This window comes from Salibacterium lacus (assembly GCF_042684865.1).
Lineage (GTDB): Bacteria > Bacillota > Bacilli > Bacillales > Marinococcaceae > Salibacterium > Salibacterium lacus.
Window position 1 is genome coordinate 1,614,269 of sequence record NZ_JBHUML010000002.1, and the last position, 16,939, is coordinate 1,631,207.

Below are 16,939 nucleotides of genomic sequence, written 5' to 3' on the forward strand. Positions count from 1 at the left end.
ATTTAATTTATTATGAGTTCTTGATTTATAGTGTTATATACTGAACGCACAATGCGCATGTTTTCGCTGCATGCGTATAAAAAAGATCCGACCACTTGAAGTATACGTTCCGCTTTACTTACACTGTTTTTTTCAAATTTGACGTTCGATATTGTCTGTATATAATTTTCCCATTTATTTCTTTCCATAGGTTGTAAGAACAGCTGGAAAACTTCATTTTTCCTTAGCTTTTTCATATCTTTATCAATTTGAGTGAAAATTTGAGAGAGCATGGATACATCTGTGTTTTCTATGGTTTGATTTAAATTTTTCAGTGTTTTGCTTATTCTTTGTATCAATGAAAGAGCATTCTGCACTTCTTGATCCAGCAATTCCAGTTTTTCAAAAGTATATTGTCGATTATAATTATTTTGAGCAGTATTACACCATTCATCTGTTATTTTATTTTTTTCTAAGGTCTCCAATAATACATGATCCAAAGGCTGAAAAGGTGCACCTGATATAGAAGCTCCCCCTTTCGTTGTATTTATCACTGTGAAACCTTTCATAGCAGATAGTAAAAAGTGTTCAATCTGTCTTCTTGATTCCTGAAATGCATAATTTGTTGGAATTTTATTTCCATATACATCATCTACCATTTCTTCATATTCATTTTCCTGAACATCGTTTGATACGTGCGAATAGGAAATACTGTCCGCATACCGTTTATCATCCAAAAATCCGAGATTCTGCCCTGTTAAAATAATAGGATTACATCCAAGGTTGCCTAGCATCTGCATAGCCAGAACTGCAATGGTTGGTGCATCTTGAACTACTTTTAACTTATTATTATCTTCCCTTTGTAAACAATGGGGAGAAAATGTATCCTGGTTTGTGATCATATGAAACTTATTATCACCAGGGTAATTCTGCAACACTTCATGAGCTATACTGGTACCAAATATTAAAGGAATACTATCAATTTCCTCATCAACGATTTTTTCAAAAACCCGTTGATTTAATGTACTTGGATCATAAGAAATAGCTGCATCGGGATGTATATTATGATAAAGGAGAGAATTTACCGCAGATCCTACACTAAATACATGAGCTCTCTTATTCTCCTTTATATCTCTTATATACTCTATATCTTCTTCGAGTGATGGTCCGGCTGCCACAATTACAGCAGGCTTATTTTCAAAATAACCTTTTGAAACATCATGTAGTATATTTGGGGTCTTCAGGATGTCAGGGCTGTTGATCCAACTGTTCACCACCCAGCGTTTCTCGTACGCCATATTTGTGTGCAGGGTACGCTTTCTGTTCTTCACACTTTGTTTAAATGATGCTGCGAATTTTTCATATAATTCCGGGAAGTTCTGTTTATAACTTGGCAATTCGATTAGAAGAACTGTTCCGGTAATCTGTTGGGCCAGGTGTGTAACATTCTGATGTACAGCACCGTCATGAATATCAAAATAGATATTATTTAACTGTTTGACCGGCAGTGCATCTGTGATGGTTTTCACAGTGAGCAAATGATAAAAATTAGTCGGCGATGGTTCATAAATGGTATACTCTTTCTCTGGATCTGCTGACATTATTTCATTGATATGATATCCCATTCCAGTTCCATAGAATAAAATGTGATCGTAATTATGCAGCAGTTCTTTATACTGTGCTGCAATTGTTTTAGCCTCTCGATCAGGGGCGTACTTACTGTGAAAGGGATAAGACTGATTTCCTTTGTTAAGTTCTAATATGTCCATACCATTTTTGGCTTGAATCACCTGGATGGAATCATTCAGGTTCATTTCATGTTCTTTCAAAATTTCTCTGGTTTTCGGAAAATGTTTTCGTAAATAATTGATATTATCAATTAACATCATCTCGTGTCCCTCTTTGATCAATATAAGTTGTTATACTCTGCTGCAACTGTTCCAAGCCTGGCAGTATCTCAAATTGCATGATATCAGCTGTACTGATGTGATCATTTGATTCTACAGCATTCATCAGTTCTTCTAAGTGATTATTTATCTCTTTTTGGTTGTGAACAAATTCGGCTGTATCAAATGACTTTTCTACAGACTGATCAACCGTTTCGATAGAATCATTTATCCATTGTATTCCCTGCAGAAATTCCTGAAATTTTCTCCACGTGGTTTCCACCGGTTCTGTGTAAAATTCATGAATAATCTTCTTCACTTCTCTGTTAACATTTAATAAATATGTTTCCAACAGCAATAGAACGTCATTCAAAAATTCACTTTTTGTTTTTACGACAACTTCAACTATTTCTATATCTTCTGCATTATCTTGAAGAAAGATATCAAGCTTTTCATAGACTTCCCGGCCATCAACATTTAAATGACTAATAAAATATCCTGTGTCTTCAAGCTCCATTCGAACCGCCTTATCTATTGCTTCTACATCATCAATGTTATGAATATATGTTCTATTTAGCACGCGTAATTCCATTAACTAAAACCTCTTTGTAGTCTTTTACTTATTATATCGTATTTCAGCCTTAAACATTAATAGCAATATAAAAAAACTCCGGTTGATAACCGGAGTTTTTCTGACATCTTATTGTAGAAGTTGAAGAACTTGCTGCGGCTGCTGGTTTGCTTGCGCGAGCATGGACTGCGAAGCCTGTGCCAATGTGCTTGCACGAGTCTGCTCCATCATTTCCTTCGCCATATCTACATCGCGAACACGTGATTCCGCTGCCTGCAGATTTTCGGATGAGTTATCCAGGTTGGAAATGGTATGATCCAGACGGTTCTGGCTTGCACCAAGTTTGGAACGCTCTGCTGAAACACTTTCAATTGCATTATCAATGGTTGTAATGGCTGACTCTGCAGATTCTGCAGTGTTAATATCAATACCTTTTTTGGCTGAAACATCGATGTTACCGGAGCCATCATTATTACCTACAGATACAGAACCATGTGTGAACGATTCTCCCAAGTCTATAGCACCGGATGATGCTACAGACGTGCCACTTCCAAGTTCTTCTGCAGCTGTCCCGGAAGATAAACTGTCAAAACTTTGTCCACCGCTGCTGACAGCTACTATATTACCTTCATCATTTTCCAGTCCATAATTAGCTGCATTTCCACCGCTAACTGTGGTACCTTCTTCCAATGATACTACATTATATGATTCACCTGATGCAATTGCACCTGCATCTCCTGATGCTAAACCACTAGCTCCATCCATACTAACTTCGGTACCAACTTCAAGAGCTTCAGATCCCATATCTTTGATATTGAGAGAAATATTCTGCCCTTCATTGGCACCTGTCTGGAACTTTTCTTCGAAACTTCCGTCCAGAAGTTTTTTCGTGTTAAATTCTGTATTTTGTGAAGTCTGTGTAATCTCTTCAGTAAGCTGGTCCACTTCTTTCTGAAGTTCCGCACGGTCAGCGTCGGTGTTGGAACCGTTAGCTGACTGAACAGCAAGTTCACGAGTACGCTGAAGCATGCTCTGTGTTTCGGAAAGGGAACCTTCTGCTGTCTGGATCATGGAGATTCCGTCCTGGGAGTTACGGCTCGCTTGATCCAAACCGCGGATCTGCCCGCGCATTTTCTCGGAAATCGCAAGGCCGGCTGCGTCGTCAGCTGCTTTGTTAATACGCTGACCGGAAGATAGTTTCTCCATGGACTCCTGCATGTCGTTGTTGTTCTGGTTCATCTGATTGTAAGTATTGAGCGCCGGAATATTACTGTTAATAATCATAAAATAGTTCCTCCTTGAGTTTGTGTTTTACGTTCCGCTGCCACGTCCTTGTGGCGGAAACGTCCGCTTGGGTGCTCGGAAGATCCTGTCGGCCGCCAGGTTCTTCTGCGCCCTTACACCCTTTATATCGGCAGGGATGTTCCATGTTTTAGCATCTTTTTTATCTTTTTTGGAGAAGGATTGTTTTTTCTGAAAGGAGGTTGTTCTTTTGTTCTGCACATGTTTCCTATAATATTGCAAAATTGTGAGAAAATAATGGATTTTTCTGTAAAGCTGTGGTTATATAGTAGGTATAGATTCGGCACCGAGACTTTTCATCTACTATCAAAACAGGAGTTGAACAATGTGGAAAGTACACTGGAATTTAGAGCGGTATACGAAGTGACAAAGAATACAGTCGGGGTCGTGTCGATGCTGGACGGGGAAGTCAGAACGAAAGTATATGAAAAAGATGGTTCGATTATCTTCACGAAGCAGCCGGTGGATAGCATTTTGGAAGAGGCCTGCCTGGAAGGCGGGTCGTCGATGGCGGGACGGCTTACATACGTCAGGAAGAAGCTTGGATTTAAGTACCGGCGGCCGGTTCCGGTCCATGAGAAAGAGGGAATCTATGCGTTTCCATTGCATGGGAGCCCTGGAAATGAAGACAGTTGGTTTTTCTATTCCCATATCCTCCGCGCGGAAGTGGACAAATATGACCAGCGGACGTATCTTGTTTTCCGGAACGGGCAGCGCGCGGAGGTGAACGCTTCCTATTATCACGCACAGCAGCAGATTCTGAAAACGAGCCGCTGCATCACGATGATAAAAGCAAACGAGGAACAGGTGCATTAATCAAGATATAAGGATCCAGCCTTTTTCAATCGCACGTTTTATCGTGTGGGTGCGGTCATTCGCGCCCATTTTTCTCGTGAGATGACTGACGTGGTTATTTACGGTGGCGACGGCGAGAAAGTTTTCCTCCGCTATTTTGCGGTTGCTTTTGCCCTCGACGATTTTCTCAAATATCCGCAGCTCCGCATCTGATAAAATGGTGCGGATTTTTTCAATATTCAGATGAAGTTCGCGGATGGTTTCTTCGCGTTCTTCGTGCAGTTCTCGGTACTGTTTCACCAAATGCGGCTGGAACATTGGATCTATATATATCGGGAATTGCTGGGATTGCTGAAAGTGCTTTAACCACTGGCTTTCCTCCCGATCGGAAGCCAAAACGATGGAGATTTCATAAGGAAGAAGGTGCTTTACCAGTTCCTTTTTGTCCGACGGAAGATTGAGTCCCAACCTGAAATACGTCTCTGCTGCCTGCAGTTCATGGACTTTCTCATAGATTGTCTTTTCATTACAGGTCGATTGATAGATGGTGTTTTTCTTCAGTCCACCTGCTAAAGCATCCATTAAATGAGATGCTTCTGTTTCGACCAGTGGTTTGTCCAACTGCGCCGCAGCCCTTTTCATCCGGTCAGACCCATCAAAATCGAGAAAAAGGGTGGGGAGTTTCGCCGCTCCATAATCGTTCTGATATACGGTCCTGGCCATTCCTTGATTCCCCCTGATTATTATCCTGGCTTAATGAGAGTGTTGGTTTTAATCTGCGTATCGATTTCTGGCAGTATTTACTCTTCTTACGTAAATATTACCTTCCAACGGGGTTTTGCGCAAGGAACGACAGTACCTTTCTTCCTGATTATACAGATTCCGCGACCCAAAAAATCCTACCTTGAGCCTAATTCAGCCAATATTCGACGAATTTTTTATTTTTTCAATTGTTGGGAAAGAGCTTCCAGAATGGATAAATTATCATCGCCGGCGGCTTCGTTGTTTTCTTCCTGAATGGAAAGATAGACTTCGCGCCGGTGGATGTCCACGTGACCCGGAGCATTAATGCCGAGTTTGACCTGGTCGCCTTCGACGGCGATGACCTTGATCTCGATATCCTCCCCTATCTGAATGGATTCGTTCGGTTTTCGTGTTAATACGAGCATATCAGCGAACCCCTTTCTGCTCCGCGTGTTCCTCCTGCGGAAAGATGAAATGCTTTCTCTCGTACGGGGATTCGCTGAGAATGTGCTGTTTACCTTTCTGGTGTTTCATATTGAGGAGCACTGGAGCCTGGAGGTTGGCCGTTGTTTTTGAGAACGGCTCTTCCAGGGTGAGCATGACAAACAGCGCCACATCTTCCTCTTTTTCAATCTCGAGCTGTTCAATGACTGAATCCGGCACTTCCACCTGGTAATCGTTAAAAAACTGAAATGGATCTGTCACGACAAATGCAAGCTGCGGGGTGTGTACAGACTGCAGAATAAAAAATACCTCATCGCTGCTGAAGGGGAGCAGTACGAATGCTGTCTCGTCTTCAAACGCGGGGAGGCCGTGGTCAAAACGTATGATACTATTGTCGTCAATGGTTACTTCTCCAAAATATTTCGTATGGATATTCAAGGATGTATCCCCTCTTTATCGGTTGTGATTACAACGTACGGTTGACTTCAAGGCCGCGGACGTCAAACGAAATGTCGGAGCGCTGTCGCAGGTAGTGCTGTACTTCCCAGCGTGGAATGTTGGTCTCCGGTTCGTGCGTCTGTACATCATAACGGGTCTGCGGCCGTTCGACATCAAAGCGGACGTCATGCGGTTCCACTTCAAATTTCACCGATTCTATGCTTTTTGGAATCCAGCCGGGTTCGAGTTCGTGCTCAAACATACGACCGTTCTTTTTTGCCAGCTGGGCGAATACTTTGCCCCCGCCCCCGTTTTCATGAATGGCTTTTATCTGTTCGCCTTCGCGGGCGGTCTTGGCCATGTATTCCGAAACGTTCTGTTTCGCTTCCTGCAGCCACTGGCTTTGCTGCTCGAGCGGAGGGACCATGCCTTTCTGCCTTCGCGCTTCCGACTGATCGATGTGTACTTTTGCCGGCTTGATGGAGATATCCACCGTGTCATGAAGGTTCTGTTCGATGTTCACCTCAGCCGGGCGCTGCTTCATTTGCATCGGCGGTCGTGAAATATTGGTGCCGATTCTGGCATCTGTTGTCCGTATTTCAACCATCGGCATGTTCATTCACACCGCCTCCTTATTCGTTAACGCAGGAAATCCATAAGTGTTGGCTGGATGATACGTGCGCCTGAAGAAAGCGCGGCCTGATGCACATTTTCCTGACTCATCAGGTTCATGATCACTTTCTCCATATCGGCGTCTTCGTTCTCCGACATGATTTCTTCTGCTGTTACTTCCTGCTGACCGAGCCGGTTTTCAATCATTTCCACGCGGTTCTGGCGGGCACCGACTTCCGCACGCTCGTTTACGATGTTATCGATGTGATTGTCCATCGTGTCAAGATGGTTTGAAATTTCTTCTGACCCAGCGTTTTCATCACGAAGTGTAGCGCTGAGGCTGGTGAGATCCTGAAAAAGACCATTCTGGAACGTGTTTTCCGGATTGGAGTTTACCGGCATTTTCACGCCCTGCATGACTTCCATTTCTACATCATTTGTATTTGCATCAGTACGGGTCATTACTATTTCTTCTTTATTTACCGCATCGGCGGTCCCATTTTTGGAGATTCCGGTTAAGTTCCCTTCCCCATCATAATTCAGCTCAATCGTATTACCCGCATCGTTTTCAAACTCCGTGCCGCCGTTGTGCTCGTACACTTCCCCATCATTGATGACCTGATAAGCAGCAAGATCCGCATCTGCTCCTTCTTCCGGTTTAAGAACAGGGGGAGTCGTTGTTTCGGTTCCATTAAATATATGTTTGCCATTCACCTCAGAGTTCGCCATGTCCGCAACATGCTGTGTCAGCTGCGTGACTTCTTCAGCTATATTTCCACGCTGTCCTTCTTCATAGGAACCATTCGCGGCCTGAGTCGTCAGTTCACGTACACGCTGCATGGCATCAGTCGTCTTACCCAGCGCGGAATCGGTGGAATCCATCCAGTTATTCACTTCCCCGACGTTACGCTGAAACTGCTGAATCTGGTTCGTTTCCCCGCGGTACCGGATGCCGCTCATGGCAACGACCGGATCCTGGGAAGCTTTTGTGATCTTTTTTCCGGTGGAGAGCTGTTCCTGCAGCACACCCATCCGCTCGAAACTCTGATTGAGGTTATTAAGCGAATTCTGTGCCAGCATCGATTGAGTTACCCGCATGGGGGTCACCTTCCTTCATTCACGTATTATCTTCCGACGCGTCCCATGTTATTGATAATCCGGTCGAGCATTTCGTCGACCGCGGTAATATTCCGCGCGGCTGCGTTATAGGCCTGCTGAAACTTAATCATGTTCGTCATTTCTTCGTCGAGCGAGACACTGCTCACTTCCATACGGCGGCTGTCGACATTGTCGCGAAGCGTGGCGCTGTTATCCATCATCTGCTTTGCTTCCGCCGTCTGTACCCCGTATTCGCCTATGAGGGACTGGTACTCCTCGTCGAAATGATCTTCTTTGATGTTCGAGAGTTCTGTCGCATTGGAACCATCTCCGGCGTTACCATCCGAGGAAGCGGCTATTTTATCCGTATCCTCTTTAATCGCATCCGTCACTCCTATGTTGGAGGCAGCATCTTCACTGGAACCGGCATTAACATTAAAAAAAGCCGGGGTTCCTGCGTCAGTTGAGTTATTCAACCCTTCTCCTTGTTCATGCTGATCATTGAACTCCGTGGCAAAATCATGAGCAAGTTGGTCGAGTTGATTTTTCAGATCCGGATACGTGCCGCTTAAATCATTCCCTTCTGCATCCACTCCATCATGCATCTCAAGCATTCCGGCAAGCGATCCCGGAGATTCTTTTATGTCTATGGAGTCTATATCTTCACCGGTTCCATTACCATTTTCCCAGTTCAAAGAGACGTCACCAATTTCGTCGGAGTCTTCCTCTATTCCAATCGAGCGGTGATCCAAGTTTTCACCGTCTATAAGCTTCAACTCCGTATCAGCGTTTCCATCGCCGTTGGAGTCGTATGTCATCCGCTCTCCATCACCATTAAGAAGATAAACGTTCACTTTACCTTCCGCGACATCACTCGCGAGACCCTCGGGTTCCATTTTCTCCACTTCGATATTCATCCGCTTCGACAAATCATCGAGGAGGCGGTCGCGCTCGTCGTACATATCATTGGGCACCTGCCCGTTCGGTTCAACATTGCCGATCTGTTTGTTCACGCTGTTGAGGTTGCTGAGCAAAGAGTTGATCTCGTCTTCATTGGTTCCGATCTGGTTGGCAAGATCCGCTTTGTTGGACTCGAGCGTGTCGGACATGTAATTGAACGAATCCGCAAGCGCGACGCCCCGTTCTTTCACGACCGCGCGGGCTCCGGAGTCTTCGGGGTTCGTTGATAAATCCTGCAGGGCATCGTAAAACTGGTTCATCCGGCTGGAGAGTCCCTGATCCGACGGTTCATTCAGCAGTTCTTCCGTCCGCTCAAGCGAAGAGTGGCGGGCTTCCCAGTACCCCGACTGGGCGTTTTCGCCGCGGAACTGCTGGTCGAGATAGCCTTCGCGGATGCGCTGGACGGATTCGGCCTCCACACCGGTTCCGATCTGCCCCGGCATCTGCGGCGCATTGCGGGCGGCGGCTGGATAAGGTTCCGTCTGTCCGAAATTGACGCGCTGGCGGCTGTACCCATCTGTGTTGGCGTTGGAAATATTATGGCTGGTCGTTTGCAGCGCCGCCTGCTGGGTTCTCATGCCGCGGCTCGCTGTCTCTAATCCATGAAACGTGGACGTCATGCTCTCTCCTCCTGTTTTTTAAGGGTTATTATGCTTTGGAATCAAAAATCGAAAAGCCGTCTCTCTTTTTTGGTTTCTGTTCATCCGGATGGCTGTAATGCACCGCTTCCGGGTCCGGCTGGATCATATCCAGGGTCATCTGCACGAACTGGCGCGAATCCTCCACCATCTGCCGGTTTAACGCTTCCTTGCTGCGGAGGGAGGCCATTTCCTGCAGAAGACCCTGCTGCAGCTGCAGGAGCGGCTCATGATGACCTTCGGGAAGGTACTGAAGAAGAACGCTGACCGTCCCTTCTGTTTCACCGGCTTCCCGGCTTTTTAGATAGGAATCCACGGCCTCCTGCCGTTCTTTCTCCGTTTGTTCTATCGCGCGGATCTGTCGGCTCTCCTGTTTCAGAAGCTCTGCCAGTTCCTTCGTCTGGTTCGACTTGATCAGTTCCGTTTTCCGGGCGGACATCGTATTCAGTTCTTTATGCTGCTGCACAAGTCGGGCCATCGTTTCAAAAATGGCTTTTACGGACATAAGCTACCCCGCTTTCTATCCAGAACAGACACCGATTATTTACCGGACCAGAAATCCAGAAATTTCTGTGCGGACTCCTGTGCATCGAACTTGTAGTTTCCGGAGCGCACGTCGTTTTTCAGTTCTTCGATCCGCTCACTGCGCGCCGTTTCGATATCGCCGCTCTGCTGCATCTGCTTGGCCTGGCTTGATATTTCCACTTTGTCTTGTTCCTGCTGCTGTGTTTCCGGTTTCCCTTGACGCTGGGCGTCGGCTTGTTTTTGATACGGGTTGTTGACCGATCCTAGTGGATTGATATTCAACACGCTCACCTCCCTGTATCGTTTCATCTATAATAAAGTTAATGGTATCTCACCTGTATCATTTATTATATCGGAAACAATGCGCCGGTTTTAACCGGTACAAATGTCTCAATTCAGGCGGTTGTCCATGGAATGATAGGTCTGGTGGCGTTTTCTTTCTTCTTCCTCTTTCTCCAAACGCTCTTTTTCCCGCTCTTCTGCCTGCAGACCACTTTCGATGCCGCTTTTGCAGGAGGAACATATCCGGCCTTCCCTTATGGGACTTCCGCACGATTCACACGAATACGTCAGATTCGGAAACTGGTTCAGGTGAATGCGTCCTTCTTTAATAAAACGTGTAATGTCCTCTTCCGGTACGCCGGTTCCTTCCACGACTTCCTCCATTTTAGCCTTCCGGTTATCGCGTTTTCGGATGAATGTGTATACTTTCTGAAACATATCTTCTACTTCTTTGTGGCATTTATTGCATACCGGCCGCAGGGATTTAACGAAGAGATCCCCGCAGCGCGGGCAGTTTTCCAGACTCTGCACGTCATGTCCTCCTTTTTTTCTATCCTCTTATCAGTGTAATGGAACATACATCGGCCGCACCGTTTTCCACAAGAGGAAGCGCTGCTTTTCTAAGTGTCAGTCCCGTGGTGTATATATCGTCAAAAAGGACAAAATGTTTACCTTCAATGTCTTTTTTATCCACCCTCAGCTCAAACGGCCGCGACGTAGAAGAGAGCCGCTCCGCCCTTGATTTCTTGCTTTGTTTTTCTTCATGGGTCGAGCGCACGAGAATGTCGGCCGGCTGCGGGGTGCGGCGCAGCGACAAGCCGGCAGGGGTGGTAAACGAGGCAAGGATGGCAGCCTGGTTAAATCCTCGTTCCTGCAGGCGCTGCGGACTGAGAGGCAGCGGAACCGGCACCGCACCGGCAGCATAGGTGAGGTACAGTTTACGGATCCGGTGGCGAAACGATGCAGCAAGCACAGCGTCTCCCCTGTATTTCCAGAGCGCCGTCCAGTCCTTCATCGCGTCATTGTACGGAAAGAGGGAAACATTCCGGCGGAGAATCCCCCGCCAGTGCGGATCGGCTTCCCAGCGCTCACAGTCCATGCAGCGGCCGGGATGTTCCACTGGCCGGCTGCACGTCTTACAGGCCGGCTCCTGAATCGGTGTAAAGAGGGACCGGCACGCCCGGCACAACCCTGAATGGTCAGGGAATAACAGGGTTCTCCAGCTTGCAGTGGATGTGTCGGGACTCCCGCAGTACAGGCATTCTGCCATATCAGCGCTGCACCTCTTCTCTATTCATTGACGTAATATGACGTTTTGCCGCGGTCATCGTCTCTGTCTTTCCTGCGTGAAAAAAGACGACATCCCCATCTGGATGATTTGCACTTCTACCGGCTCTCCCGGCTATTTGAACGAGGGCGCTTTCTGTAAAAATGGCAGCTTCCGCGCCGAGGACGGCGACGTCTACGTTTTCAACCGTCACGCCGCGCTCCATGATGGTCGTTGTCACAAGGAGCGGCACGTCTCCTTTCCGGAAACGGCGGACGGTGTCATGGCGGTTGTCGTCGGTGCTGTGTACCCCTTCGACAGCCGGTTCGATTGTTTTCAGGGCAGCTTCGACCTGTTCGAGCACAGAAATGGAAGGAACAAATAAAAAGGCAGGGGTCCCGCTGTCGATGCGCCCGCGGCACCAGTTTTCCACCGCGGCGGGGAGGCGGCCTTTCTGAAGCAGCCGTTTCCATGAAGCGGCCCACTGGAAACGCGGCACCGGGAGCGGATATCCGTGATAACGGCGGGGGATGCGCACGCATGGAAGCTGCTTTCTTTTTACCTGCCGCTGGAGAGAGACAGGGGGTGTTGCTGTCAGCCGGATAAGAGCGGCATCCGGACGGGCGGCTTTGGAGACAGCGTACACAAGCGATTCATCGGCCGAGTAAGGAAAAGCATCGACCTCATCGATGATGACCGTGTCAAAAGCGTCTGTGAACCGCATGGCCTGGTGGGTGGTGGCTGTTATGATCCGGGCCGCTTTCTGTTTATCTTCACTTCCGCCATACAGCGCAGCAAGAGGAATGTCCGGAAAGGCAGCTTGGAGTCTTGGTGCCAGTTCAAGAACCACATCGGTGCGCGGGGCGGCGATCAGAACGGTTCCGCCGAGCTCCAGTGCTCGTGCGATACCTTCGAAAAGCACCTCTGTTTTGCCTGCTCCGCAGACCGCCCAGATTAATATTTCTTTTTTTTCTTCCACAGCCTGTACGACGGCGCCGGATGCTCTCTGCTGGCCGGGGGAGAGGGTTCCCTGCCACTGAAGTACTGGTTTGTCCGGCTTTGGATAAACAGGGGAAGCGGTCCAGGAATAAAGAATGGAACACGCGCAGATTCTTCCCATCTTTACGCAGTGGCGGCAGTAAACGCACTGCCGTCCGCAGCGGGCACATGGAATAGTACCGAAACGGTCCCGCTTGTTGTTCCCGCAGCGCCGGCATTGGTATGTTTTTTTGTATGGAACGAGACCGGGACGCGCCTGCATCCAGCCCGCGAGAAGGAGTGATTTCAATGTATGGGGATCGGTGTCTATTTCGTCGAAAAGCAGTTCTTTGCCGCTGTCGCGTTCCTGCAGATAGTGGTACGCGGCAGGGAGAGGCGTGCCGGGGTTGGGGGAGAAAGGCAGCATGGGGAGGCGGCTGATTACGTCCGGACCGGCAGTCATCTGCATGGTTTGCTCCACCCAGGGTACGGGCAGACAAACCGGATCCGGACGACCGGGAACAACCGCATGCACAACATCCATCGGCATCTTCCTTTTTTTAGTGGGATAAAAGACAGGATTCAGAAGGCAGTCTGCACCAGCCGATGCCAAGACCGCCTTCTCCCAGATGCGTACCGATGACCGGCCCGAACCAGCCGGTATCCACTTCGACATTGGGATACGCATCCGTCAGCTGCTTTCGGAGACTGTCCGCTTTCTCCGGCCGGTTGGCGTGAATCACCGTGGCCCGTACCGGTTCGCCGGTCCGGGCATCTTCATCAAACAGCTGCAAAACACGGTTCCACGCTTTATTTTCTGTGCGCACCTTTTCAAACGGAACAATCAGCCGGTCGTCAAAATGCAGGATGGGCTTGATTTTAAGCAGACTTCCAACGAGAGCCTGCGCGCCGTTCAAACGTCCTCCGCGGTGGAGATGGTTCAAATCATCCACGATGAAATACGCCCGTGTCCGCTGTTTCATTTTATCAAGCCGCTTTAGAATCGTTTCCGGATGCCCGCCGCTGCGCGACATCGCAGCCGCTTCCAGCGCGAAGTAACCCTGGGGCATGCAGCTGATTTCAGAATCGAAAACATACACGTCCAGGCCTTCGACTTCCTCTCCGGCAGCGGATGCGGTCTGAAAGGTACCACTGATGCCGCTTGAAAGTGTAATGACTATTGCGGCATCATACTGCCGGGCCAGGGTTTCAAATGTTTCGATGAACAGACCTGGTGCAGGCTGGGAGGTCGTCGGCATGTTGGACGTCGTTCTCAGTTTTTCATAAAAAGCTTCCGTGGAAAGTTCTACTTCTTCCTGAAGGGCCTGTCCGTCAAAAATAACGTGGAGCGGGAGCACCGTTATACCGTTTTTCTCTGCTTTTTCTTTCGGCAGATAGGCTGTACTGTCTGTCACAATGGCAGTCGAAGTCATAGCAGGACCCTTTCTTTTTTCCGTTGGATCGGTATTACCTTACTTTTACCCAGCCTTTTTTAATGGACTCTACAACGGCCTGGGTGCGGTCGTTGACGTTCATTTTCTGTAAAATATTGCTCACGTGGTTTTTAACGGTTTTTTCGCTGATGTAAAGAGTCTCGCCGATCATCCGGTTGCTGTAGCCATCCGTCATCAACTGCAGCACTTCACATTCACGCCGGGTAAGAATATGGAGCGGCTTCCGGTATTCGACTTCCTTGTAGCCGATTTCCGCTGCCGGGGCTTCCACATCGGCATCACCATAAGCCAGGCGCCGGTATTCCTTAATCAGATTATGGGTCACTTTCGGATGGATGTAGGCGCCGCCGCGGCCGACTACTTTCACCGCTTCAATCAGGGCATCGGCATCCATTTCCTTCAACAGGTAGCCTGCTGCTCCCGTTTTCAGAACATGGGTCACGTAGGACTCATCGTCATGAATCGAGAGGATCAACACTTTCACATCCGGATATTTCCCGATTAAATCGCGTGTTGCTTCCACGCCGTTTGTCCCCGGCATATTCACGTCCATCAGGACAACGTCCGGATCGTTTTCTTCAACGAGAGATACGACTTCGTCCCCGTCGTCGCCTTCTGCAACCACTTCGAAGTTCTTCTCCATATCGAGAATGCGTTTGACTCCTTCTCTAAATAGCTGATGGTCATCTATAAGTACTAATCGTATCATCTGTTCTTCCTGTTCCTGCATGGATCGTTTCATCCTTTCCTGTTTTCGTCTCTTCTGTTTTTTATTCTGTTACGTTTAAGCGGAATCACTGTCCTGACCCGCTGAACCGTCAAACGTCAAATGAAGCATGATGACGGTTCCTTTACCGGGAGCGGAATCAATCGTCAATTCTCCGCCAAGGGCGTTGATACGTTCCCTCATCCCCATCAATCCGAAAGAATTCTCATTCGCAGCGGATGGATCAAATCCTTTTCCATCATCTTTTATGACGATAGAAACATAGGAGGGTTTCAGTTCAATTTTCACTTGAACATCGGATGGTTCTGCATGCTTGTAAGCGTTCTGGACGGCCTCCTGCACAATTCGGAACAACCCGACTTCAAGATTTGGAGAAAGCCGGATGTCACTCTGCCCGAGAGAAGAGAACCGCACATTCATGTTTGTGTCTTCTTCCAGGTTACTCAAATACTTATTCAATGTAGGGACAAGACCGAGATCATCGAGCGCCATCGGACGCAGGTCATAAATAATCCGCCTTACTTCAGCAAGGCTGGACTTGATCATCGTACGTAGATCCTGAATTTCTTCCAATGCTTTGTCCATTCCCTGCTCATTTTTAACTCTTTCCACGAGTTCCGAACGAAGGAGAACATTGGCAATCATCTGGGCAGGGCCGTCATGAATCTCCCGTGCCACACGTTTCCTTTCTTCTTCCTGCGCTTCTATAATCTTCAAGCCGAATTGCTGTTTTTCTTTCGCATCTTCGACCATTTCCCCTACTTCTTTGAGATCACCGGCCAGAAAATTGTACACAACCGTGACCTGGCTGACAAGCGTTTCCGCACGCTCCATGGTTCCTTCAAGCTGGAGAAGACGCCGCTCAATCGTATCGCGGCGTTCGCGAAGCTGCTTTTCTTCCTGCTGCAGCACCGCAAGATTCACCTGGAGCTCGTTTGCCCGTTCATAGGCTTTTTTTACATCTTCATTCGTGTAATCTTTAAAATGACGGCTGACTTCGGCGAGACGATTTCTCGCAAAACGGGCCTGCATTTCTGTTCTTTCCGTTTTATCAATGACCGAGGCCACGTTGTCGCGTACGTCATTCAGTTCTTTTTGAAGCGATTCATATTCTTTCCTGGACTTCTCGCTGATTTCAAAAATCTGTTCCTTGCTGTCACCAACAGTGCTCAGCATCTGGTCGATAATTTCATCCAGTGATAGCTTTGTTGACAATAGTGTCACCACGCTTCTATTGTTTGACAGAACCTCACAGTTCGTTATGATTATTTTAGCACACTCTGAAGGACCTATAACCCTTTCCTAAGAAAAAATCAAACTTTTCCATATTCTGCGTTTATTTGAGAAAATACTTTCTCTACCTACAGGATATCATGTCTAATGCTTTCATAGTTTTACAATATGATTATAGTATAATTACACCAAAAGGAGGAATGCTCCATCATGCCGGATACCTATTATACCGTAAAACAACGAAAAACGAATGAAATAACCATTAATAAGTCCCGTTTCATTGCCCACCTCGCTCGTGTTACAACCGAAGAAGAGGCACAAACCTTCATTGATGCTGTAAAAAAAGAACATGCCGGCGCGACACATAACTGTTCCGCTTATCTGGCGGGCGAAAATGATGAGATTCAAAAAGCGCACGATGACGGAGAACCATCCCGCACCGCGGGAGTCCCCATGTTGGAAGTACTGAAAAAGAAAGAATTAAAGGACACATGTGTCGTTGTTACCCGCTATTTCGGCGGAATCAAACTCGGTGCGGGCGGTCTGATCAGAGCTTACGGGCAGGCGGTCAGTGCAGGTCTTGAAGCTTCCGGCATTGTGCAGCGGACACGTATGAAAGTGATGAGCGCTTCGGTGGATTACACGCTGCTCGGCAGACTCGAAAACGACCTCCGTCAGTCTTCCTATCTGCTGAAAGATATTTCTTATGAAGACATTGTGACATTCTACGTGTATGTGCCGGCCGGCGGAGAAGAAGCATTCACTTCATGGGTGACAAACACCGCTAACGGTCAGGTGGAGATCAATGAAATCGAAGAAACATACCTTGAGCAGGATGTAACCAGTTAAGGGGAATTTTTCGACATAAGGCGGCATTATTTCCCCGGAAATAATTTTTTTGCTGGAGAGTGTAACGATACCCTTGGTTTCGCCGTCTCATAGACAGAAGCATAGTAAGGCTTTTTTTCTGGAAAAATAATATATTTACGAACGTAGTGCGGTTATG

General features: G+C 47.5%; 19 protein-coding genes. 2 read left to right on the top strand and 17 right to left on the bottom strand.

What is annotated here, in order from left to right; translation table 11 throughout:
• Nucleotides 1-2: 2 nt before the first annotated feature.
• The 3 genes from ACFSUB_RS09085 to ACFSUB_RS09095 form a co-directional block, all read right to left on the bottom strand.
• On the bottom strand, nucleotides 3-1,868 hold the full coding sequence (locus ACFSUB_RS09085; protein ID WP_380712871.1) for a motility associated factor glycosyltransferase family protein: 1,866 nt from the start codon (nucleotides 1,866-1,868) through the stop codon (nucleotides 3-5).
• A complete protein-coding gene (locus tag ACFSUB_RS09090) occupies nucleotides 1,855-2,457 on the bottom strand; it encodes a hypothetical protein (protein WP_380712872.1) in 603 nt (200 codons plus the stop codon). Before ACFSUB_RS09090 ends, ACFSUB_RS09085 begins: the two co-directional genes overlap by 14 nt.
• Nucleotides 2,458-2,565: 108 nt before the next feature.
• Nucleotides 2,566-3,720, bottom strand: a complete 1,155-nt coding sequence (locus tag ACFSUB_RS09095) for a flagellin N-terminal helical domain-containing protein (protein ID WP_380712873.1) — start codon at nucleotides 3,718-3,720, stop codon at nucleotides 2,566-2,568.
• Between the two features lie 345 nt (nucleotides 3,721-4,065).
• Here ACFSUB_RS09095 and ACFSUB_RS09100 point away from each other — a divergent pair, with 345 nt between their 5' ends.
• Nucleotides 4,066-4,554: a competence protein ComK gene (locus ACFSUB_RS09100; protein ID WP_380712875.1), complete on the top strand. Its 489-nt coding sequence runs from the start codon at nucleotides 4,066-4,068 to the stop codon at nucleotides 4,552-4,554.
• Here the strand turns inward: ACFSUB_RS09100 and ACFSUB_RS09105 are convergent, their stop codons facing one another.
• From ACFSUB_RS09105 to ACFSUB_RS09170, 14 genes are all read right to left on the bottom strand, one after another.
• Nucleotides 4,555-5,256, bottom strand: a complete 702-nt coding sequence (locus ACFSUB_RS09105; protein ID WP_380712876.1) for a response regulator transcription factor — start codon at nucleotides 5,254-5,256, stop codon at nucleotides 4,555-4,557.
• Between the two features lie 215 nt (nucleotides 5,257-5,471).
• Nucleotides 5,472-5,702: a carbon storage regulator CsrA gene (gene csrA / locus ACFSUB_RS09110; protein WP_380712877.1), complete on the bottom strand. Its 231-nt coding sequence runs from the start codon at nucleotides 5,700-5,702 to the stop codon at nucleotides 5,472-5,474.
• Between the two features lies 1 nt (nucleotide 5,703).
• On the bottom strand, nucleotides 5,704-6,159 hold the full coding sequence (gene fliW, locus ACFSUB_RS09115) for a flagellar assembly protein FliW (RefSeq protein WP_380712878.1): 456 nt from the start codon (nucleotides 6,157-6,159) through the stop codon (nucleotides 5,704-5,706).
• A 28-nt stretch (nucleotides 6,160-6,187) separates the two neighbouring features.
• The gene (locus ACFSUB_RS09120; RefSeq protein ID WP_380712879.1) at nucleotides 6,188-6,778 is read right to left on the bottom strand and encodes a DUF6470 family protein; all 591 of its coding nucleotides are present in this window, start codon (nucleotides 6,776-6,778) and stop codon (nucleotides 6,188-6,190) included.
• 20 nt (nucleotides 6,779-6,798) lie between these two features.
• On the bottom strand, nucleotides 6,799-7,869 hold the full coding sequence (flgL, locus tag ACFSUB_RS09125) for a flagellar hook-associated protein FlgL (RefSeq protein WP_380712880.1): 1,071 nt from the start codon (nucleotides 7,867-7,869) through the stop codon (nucleotides 6,799-6,801).
• 26 nt (nucleotides 7,870-7,895) lie between these two features.
• Entirely contained in the window at nucleotides 7,896-9,449 is a 1,554-nt protein-coding gene (gene flgK, locus ACFSUB_RS09130) for a flagellar hook-associated protein FlgK (protein WP_380712881.1), read from the bottom strand.
• Nucleotides 9,450-9,477: 28 nt separating this feature from the next.
• On the bottom strand, nucleotides 9,478-9,972 hold the full coding sequence (locus ACFSUB_RS09135) for a flagellar protein FlgN (RefSeq protein ID WP_380712882.1): 495 nt from the start codon (nucleotides 9,970-9,972) through the stop codon (nucleotides 9,478-9,480).
• Nucleotides 9,973-10,007: 35 nt separating this feature from the next.
• On the bottom strand, nucleotides 10,008-10,277 hold the full coding sequence (gene flgM / locus ACFSUB_RS09140) for a flagellar biosynthesis anti-sigma factor FlgM (protein ID WP_380712883.1): 270 nt from the start codon (nucleotides 10,275-10,277) through the stop codon (nucleotides 10,008-10,010).
• A gap of 105 nt (nucleotides 10,278-10,382) precedes the next feature.
• Nucleotides 10,383-10,805 carry a TIGR03826 family flagellar region protein gene (locus ACFSUB_RS09145; RefSeq protein WP_380712884.1) on the bottom strand — a complete coding sequence of 141 codons (423 nt, stop codon included), beginning with the start codon at nucleotides 10,803-10,805 and terminating at the stop codon, nucleotides 10,383-10,385.
• Nucleotides 10,806-10,824: 19 nt separating this feature from the next.
• Nucleotides 10,825-11,544, bottom strand: a complete 720-nt coding sequence (locus tag ACFSUB_RS09150) for a ComF family protein (RefSeq protein WP_380712885.1) — start codon at nucleotides 11,542-11,544, stop codon at nucleotides 10,825-10,827.
• Nucleotide 11,545: 1 nt separating this feature from the next.
• Nucleotides 11,546-13,063 (bottom strand): DEAD/DEAH box helicase, encoded by a 1,518-nt coding sequence (locus ACFSUB_RS09155; protein ID WP_380712886.1) that lies wholly within the window; start codon nucleotides 13,061-13,063, stop codon nucleotides 11,546-11,548.
• A 16-nt stretch (nucleotides 13,064-13,079) separates the two neighbouring features.
• Entirely contained in the window at nucleotides 13,080-13,952 is an 873-nt protein-coding gene (locus ACFSUB_RS09160; protein WP_380712887.1) for a DegV family protein, read from the bottom strand.
• A 34-nt stretch (nucleotides 13,953-13,986) separates the two neighbouring features.
• Complete coding sequence (locus ACFSUB_RS09165) at nucleotides 13,987-14,703, bottom strand: response regulator transcription factor (protein ID WP_380712888.1); 717 nt, start codon at nucleotides 14,701-14,703, stop codon at nucleotides 13,987-13,989.
• Nucleotides 14,704-14,757: 54 nt separating this feature from the next.
• A complete protein-coding gene (locus ACFSUB_RS09170) occupies nucleotides 14,758-15,915 on the bottom strand; it encodes a sensor histidine kinase (RefSeq protein ID WP_380712889.1) in 1,158 nt (385 codons plus the stop codon).
• 228 nt (nucleotides 15,916-16,143) lie between these two features.
• Here ACFSUB_RS09170 and ACFSUB_RS09175 point away from each other — a divergent pair, with 228 nt between their 5' ends.
• A complete protein-coding gene (locus ACFSUB_RS09175) occupies nucleotides 16,144-16,782 on the top strand; it encodes a YigZ family protein (protein ID WP_380712890.1) in 639 nt (212 codons plus the stop codon).
• The last annotated feature ends 157 nt before the right edge of the window (nucleotides 16,783-16,939 follow it).